3 protein-coding genes and 1 pseudogene are annotated in these 6,678 nt (G+C 42.5%); 3 read left to right on the top strand and 1 reads right to left on the bottom strand.

Features of this window, described 5'->3' with window-relative positions:
• Positions 1–246: pseudogene (locus QZZ43_RS10340) on the bottom strand (tRNA (guanosine(37)-N1)-methyltransferase TrmD); the annotation flags it as partial.
• A 372-nt stretch (positions 247–618) separates the two neighbouring features.
• Here QZZ43_RS10340 and QZZ43_RS10345 point away from each other — a divergent pair.
• The 3 genes from QZZ43_RS10345 to yidC all read left to right on the top strand — a co-directional run bounded on the left by QZZ43_RS10345 (position 619) and on the right by yidC (position 6,435).
• Positions 619–2,700, top strand: coding sequence for a DUF349 domain-containing protein (locus tag QZZ43_RS10345; protein WP_291858680.1), 2,082 nt, complete (start codon positions 619–621; stop codon positions 2,698–2,700).
• A gap of 125 nt (positions 2,701–2,825) precedes the next feature.
• Complete coding sequence (locus QZZ43_RS10350; RefSeq protein ID WP_291858683.1) at positions 2,826–4,448, top strand: CTP synthase; 1,623 nt, start codon at positions 2,826–2,828, stop codon at positions 4,446–4,448.
• A gap of 124 nt (positions 4,449–4,572) precedes the next feature.
• Positions 4,573–6,435 carry a membrane protein insertase YidC gene (gene yidC / locus QZZ43_RS10355; protein ID WP_291858686.1) on the top strand — a complete coding sequence of 621 codons (1,863 nt, stop codon included), beginning with the start codon at positions 4,573–4,575 and terminating at the stop codon, positions 6,433–6,435.
• Positions 6,436–6,678: the final 243 nt, after the last annotated feature.

Here is a 6,678-nt window from a genome sequence, read left to right on the forward strand (position 1 = left end):
TTGGTCGTATGTTCTTTCCGCTTTAAGCTTGTTAATAGCCCGGGCAATAGGGTCTATTTGCATCACCATGCCCGCCCCGCCTCCAAAGGGATAATCATCTACCCGTTTATGTTTATCTTCTGAATAGTCGCGAACATCATGAAGATTGATATCAACGGCGCCTTTCTCAACGGCTCTTTTTATAATGGATTCACTGAATGGCCCCTGAAACATAGCGGGGAACAGTGTTAGTATATCAATTCGCATGAACTTATATTTTTTGCAAAGATAGGAAAAGGGAATGAGGCAAAGAAAAAGCAACAGAGCAGAGTCATCCACTTTTCGGTCTGAAACAGTTATACCCCTTATCAATGAACTATTAGCAATTATAAATGAATAATTAGGAAAATTAGTTTAACAGCTTTATTAACCACTTCATCTGCCTGTATCCGGGGATTGGAACAGATATACCGGGTATACATATTAACTTCTACTTATTCCAATAAAACTCCTGACATGCTAAAATCCTCATTTTGATGTAAAAATATTTGAGGTTTGCAGTATATTTGATAGTTTCGTAGAAACATTTTTAGTGATAAGAGCCAATAAAGCTTTGTCGCATCTTTAAAATACAAAAAGATGGAAGCCAACGATCTAAACAAATCATCTGAAGAGCAGGTGAATTTGGATTCAGAGAAACAACCTGAAAATATGGAGTCCCGGGACATCGATCCTGACCAAACACCCCACGAAGAAGAACAACACCCCGCACAGGTTGTTGACGAAAAAACCGACCACCAGGAGCAGCCGGATTTGGAAGAAACCGAATCCGGGCAGGAGTCGCCAATTCAAACCCCGGAAGCAGAAACGGAATCTGATGACCAGGTCGGGGAAGACGGGGAAGAAGAAACTGAATCTCAGGAGGAAGTTCATGACGATGAGAAGGAGGCGCCAGTAGCCCCTGAAGAACTTAAAGACAAGAACCAACCCGAAGAGGTGGATTATTCGGCCTTTTCTCGCGAAGATTTGCTTAGGCATTACCATCAATTACTCAACGATTATTCGGCGGGTCCTATTAAAGGACATGTTGAGGCCATTCGCAAGGAGTTTGAACGCAAGAGTGCTGCCGAACTGGCAAAATTAAAACAAAATTTTATTGCCTCAGGCGAACCGGCAGATTCTTTCACTCTGCCCCACGACAACCTTTCGGATGAAATGCAAAGCGCGATACAACAATATCGGAAGAAACGTGATGAAGAGCGTTCGCAGAAGGAAGAAGAGAAAAAGAAGAACCTGGCCGCCAAATACGAAGTAATTGAAGGCATCAAAGATTTAGTTAACCGGCAGGAATCGCTCCAACATACATTTGATGACTTCAGGAACCTTCAGCAGCGATGGAGAGAAATAGGGCCTGTACCACAAAGTGAGCTTCATGACATGTGGGAAAACTATCATTTGCATGTTGAAAATTTCTACAACTACATCAAAATAAACAAAGAACTCCGGGATCTTGACCTGAAAAAGAACTATGAAATAAAACTGGCTTTGTGCGAAAAGGCTGAAAAACTGCTTTTGGAACCATCAATTGTCAAAGCTTTTAAAATACTTCAAAAATACCACGAACAATGGCGTGAAGCAGGCCCGGTGCCACGCGAGAAAAAGGAAGAATTGTGGCAACGGTTTCATGAAACCACAGTAAAGATAAACCAGGAACATCAGGAACACTACGAAAACCTAAAAGAGCAGCTTCAGAAGAATCTGGAAGCCAAACAGGAGCTTTGTGAAAAAGTGGAAGCCATCCTGGAACAAGATCTGAAATCCCCTAAAGAGTGGGAAAAGAACAGCAAAGCCATCATCGAAATACAGAAAATTTGGAAAACCATAGGTTTTGCCCCAAAAAAGGAAAATCAGGAAATATATCTGCGATTCCGCACTGCCTGTGATAAATTCTTTGACAACAAACGCGAATTTTTCAAACAATATAAGGACGATCAGCAAAACAACCTGCAGCTTAAGAATGAACTGGTGGAGCAGGCTGAAGCCCTGAAAGAAAGCACCGACTGGAAAAGCACGACTGATGAACTGATCCGTATTCAGAAGAAATGGAAAGAGATAGGTCCTGTGCCACGAAAGCATTCCGATGAAATCTGGAAAAAATTCCGCGGTGCATGTGACCATTTCTTTAACCGAAAGTCAGATTTTTTCAGCAAAAAAGATGAAACTCAGGATGAAAACCTGAAACACAAGGAAGCGTTGCTCGAAGAGCTTGGGCAATACGAACCCGATGAAAACAATGAAAAAAGTTTTGCCACACTCCAGGATTTTCAGCGAAGATGGTCCGAAATAGGATTTGTTCCCATCAAGGAGAAAGACCGGGTGAACCAGGAGTTTCGCAACCTGATTAATGCCCGTTTCGACCATTTAAACATGGACGAAGCCAACAAAGCCGTGCAAAAATTCAGGAATAAACTGGAAAACTGGAAAAACGAGGGTCAGTTTGACGACCGAATAATCCAGGAGCGCAACAAAATCATTGGAAAATTAAAGCAATTGGAAAATGACATTATTCTCTGGGAAAATAACATTGGTTTTTTTGCCAAGTCAAAAAGTTCAGAAGCATTGATTCGCGACTTCCACAATAAAATCGAAAGTGGGAAACGAAATATCAGGATGCTTAACGAGAAACTGGATCTCATAGAGGAGATAGAAAGGCAAAGGTAGTGGTGAAGGCGCCACGCCCCTTGATTTTATAACTAAAGGACACACATTCCGGGTACTTTTTGCTAACTTTGTGGCTTAAAATTTCAAAAATAAGTACAATCGTTGAATCTTAAAATATTGGAACTGTGCCCGATACACGTTATGTTTTTGTTACCGGAGGTGTAGCATCCTCATTAGGAAAAGGAATTATCTCGGCTTCTCTGGCCAAACTTCTTCAGTCACGCGGATACAGGGTAACTATCCAGAAGCTGGATCCCTATCTGAATGTAGATCCAGGAACACTCAACCCATACGAACATGGGGAGTGTTATGTCACTGAAGATGGAGCTGAAACCGATTTAGATCTAGGCCATTACGAGCGTTTTCTTAATGTCCCTACATCGCAGGCCAACAATGTGACCACCGGCCGGATTTATCAGAACGTCATCAATAAAGAACGAAAAGGTGACTATCTGGGGAAAACCGTTCAGATTATTCCTCACATCACCGACGAGATTAAGCGAAACATCAAACTGTTGGGCAGCAAACACAAATTTGATGTGGTAATCACAGAAATTGGAGGAACCGTGGGCGACATTGAGTCATTGCCCTACATAGAAGCCGTTCGTCAGCTGAAATGGGAATTGGGACACCGGGCTGCGGTAATTCACCTTACGTTGGTACCTTACCTGGCCGCAAGTGGTGAACTGAAAACGAAGCCCACACAACATTCGGTAAAGTCACTTCTGGAAATTGGGGTTCAACCTGACGTATTGGTTCTTAGAACCGAACATGACCTCTCCAGTGACATCCGCAAAAAAGTTGCTTTGTTTTGTAATGTTGACAGCAGGGCAGTAATTCAATCCATCGATGTTTCATCCATCTACGAAGTGCCCGTAAAGATGCAGGAAGAAGGGCTGGATGAAATTATTCTCGAGAAATTGCAACTCCCCATTGAAGGAAAGCCTGAACTTAAAGACTGGAAAAACTTTCTGAGCAAACTAAAAGCAGCAAAAAAGACCATCCGGGTCGGACTGGTTGGCAAATACGTAGAACTGCCGGATGCATACAAATCTATCATTGAAGCATTGCACCATGCCGGCACGTACAACGATCGTAAGGTTGACATCAGACTGCTTCATTCCGAAAACATCAATCCGGAAAATGTGGAGAACACCTTAAAGGATCTCCACGGTATATTAGTAGCTCCCGGCTTTGGTCACAGGGGTATTAGCGGAAAAATTCTGGCTGTAAAATATGCCCGTGAAAATAATGTTCCCTTCTTTGGAATTTGTCTGGGCATGCAATGTGCCGTAATTGAATTTTCACAAAACATTCTTAAACTGGAGAAAGCCAATTCCCGGGAGATGGATCACAACACCCCAAATCCTGTAATTGACCTCATGGAAGACCAAAAAAATATCACAGATAAAGGCGGAACCATGCGTTTGGGAGCTTATGAATGTGATGTAAAAAGCAAAACCAATTCGGCCCGTGCCTATCAAAAAGAGGTGGTACATGAACGCCATCGTCATCGCTATGAATTTAACAACGAATACCTGCAACAATTCGAGGACGCAGGAATGATAAGTGCCGGAATGAACCCCGACACAGGATTGGTCGAAATAATTGAGATCCCTAAACACAAATGGTTTGTTGGCGTGCAGTTCCACCCCGAATACAGCAGTACCGTAATCAACCCCCACCCCATGTTTATGGCCTTCATTAAAGCAGCTATTGAGCATGAAGAGGAAGCGAAACAGGGGTAAGGTTAGAGGGCTGGAGGTCAAAACATGAGAATACCCTGAAAAAAATTATTAACTCAATGATTATTGCAAAACCTTACCGTACTATTGTCAATAAAGTAAATTAAAATACAAACAATCACAGATAATGGATAAAAATTCGATAACAGGTCTTTTACTTATCACAGCAATTCTTGGTTTATTCTGGTGGATGAACAAGCCATCGGACGAAGACCTGGCAGAGCGCAAACGACTACTGGACTCTATGAGCCAGGTAGAGCAATTTAGAGCTGTAGAGGCTGAGAAAAACGTTCAATCGGCTGCGAATGTGGAATTGACTGACAAAGCATTGCAAAGCAGCACGAAAGATAGTGCCCGAATGCAAGCCGCAGGAATCCTGGCCCCATACATTAAAGGAGAACAACAATTTACCACACTTGAAAACGAAAAATTAAAAGTAACCTTCTCAAATCTCGGAGGTCGCATCTATTCGGTTGAACTCAAGGAATTTAAGACATTCGACGGCAAACCATTGCTGTTATTTGAAGGTAATGACAATCGATATGGATTTAATTTCACTTACAACACCAATATTTATCATACCAATGACCTCTATTTCGACATCGTAAAGAGTGGCGATAACTCTGTAAGTTTTGAGATTTCGGGTCCTGAAAGAGAAAACCTGAAGTTGACCTACAACTTAACGGACGATGTCAATATGGTAGAGCACCATATTTCTGCCCGGAATCTTGGTGGCAAATTTGATGTTCCCCGCAATGCCCTGGATTTGGAGTGGTATCAGAAAATGCCTGCCCAGGAAAAAGGACGCACGGCCGAAATCCAAAACTCCGGAATTTATTTCAAATATCATCAGGCCGATGTGGACGATATTTCCGGCGCCGGCAGTAATGATGAGGATCTGAGAACATCGGTAAAATGGATTGCTTTTAAGGACCAGTTTTTCAGCTCCGTGCTGATAGCCCAGGAGAGTATGTCCAGTGCCTATGTGGAAACCAATGTTATTGAAGATGAAACCAATCCGTTTCTGCGCATCAATCAGGCCGAAGCAGCTGTTCCATTTAGCTTTACAGAGGACGATGACGCAGCCATGAAATTTTTCTTTGGCCCCAATCACTTCTATACATTAAGATCGTACGGAGATCTGGATCTGCACCAGCTCCTTCCACTGGGATGGGGAATCTTTGGGTGGATAAACCGGTATGCTGTAATTCCGGTTTTTAATTTTCTCGAAGGTTTTATTGGAAGTTACGGAATTATCATCCTGATCCTTACCATTCTGATCAAGCTGGTTTTGTTTCCCCTCACCTACAAGTCGTACATGTCAACGGCCAAAATGAGGGTTTTGAAACCTCAGATTGACGAAATCAACGAACGAATTCCCAAGGATAAAGCCATGGAGCGCCAACAGGCCACGATGGCATTGTACCGAAAAGTAGGGGTAAATCCCATGGGTGGATGTTTGCCCATGTTGTTACAAATGCCTATCCTGATTGCCTTATTCCGGTTTTTCCCCGCATCTATCGAATTGCGCCAGGAGAGTTTTCTGTGGGCAACCGACTTATCAACCTACGACAGCATTTGGGATTTACCGTTTGACATCCCGTTTTATGGAGCCCATGTGAGTTTGTTTACCCTGCTGATGGCCGCTACCAACATTTTCTACACGCGCATCAACCAGGAAATGACACAATCATCGGCCCAAATGCCCGGAATGAAAGGAATGATGTACATGATGCCTGTGATGTTCCTGTTTTTCTTCAACAGCTATGCTTCAGGATTGAGCTACTACTATTTCATCTCCACCCTGATTACTGTAGGACAAACACTTCTGATTCGTCAGTTTGTGGATGAAAAAGCCATCCTTGCAAAGCTGAAAGCCAATCAGAAGAAACCGGCCAAAAAATCGAAATTCCAGGCCCGTTTGGAACAAATGTCCAAACAACAACAACAAATGCAAAAGGGAAAAAGCAAAAAGCCCGCAAAGAAATAAATAATTACAACTGATTTGTTAAATTAGAGGTGTATCTGGAAGATGCACCTCTTTTTTTTCATCCCAAAAGTAGTTGGTTAATGAATATCTCTATATTTGCCATTTCCAAGGTTGAAAACTCGTAATGCGACCATCTTTAAATTTTCCACTTTGGAATCGAAAACACTACTGTCCGACAAAAAAAGCGTTTTAACTTTTTGCGCTCAAGCCGCGCGGGCTTTTACTTTTTTTGTTCACGAGATA

Source organism: Marinilabilia sp. (genome assembly GCF_016278715.1).
Classification (GTDB): domain Bacteria; phylum Bacteroidota; class Bacteroidia; order Bacteroidales; family Marinilabiliaceae; genus Marinilabilia.

What these genes read in the sequence shown, in the direction of transcription:
- QZZ43_RS10345 (WP_291858680.1), top strand. Translation starts at nt 619, where the DNA reads ATGGAAGCCAACGATCTAAACAAATCATCTGAAGAGCAGGTGAATTTG.
- yidC (WP_291858686.1), top strand. Translation starts at nt 4,573, where the DNA reads ATGGATAAAAATTCGATAACAGGTCTTTTACTTATCACAGCAATTCTT.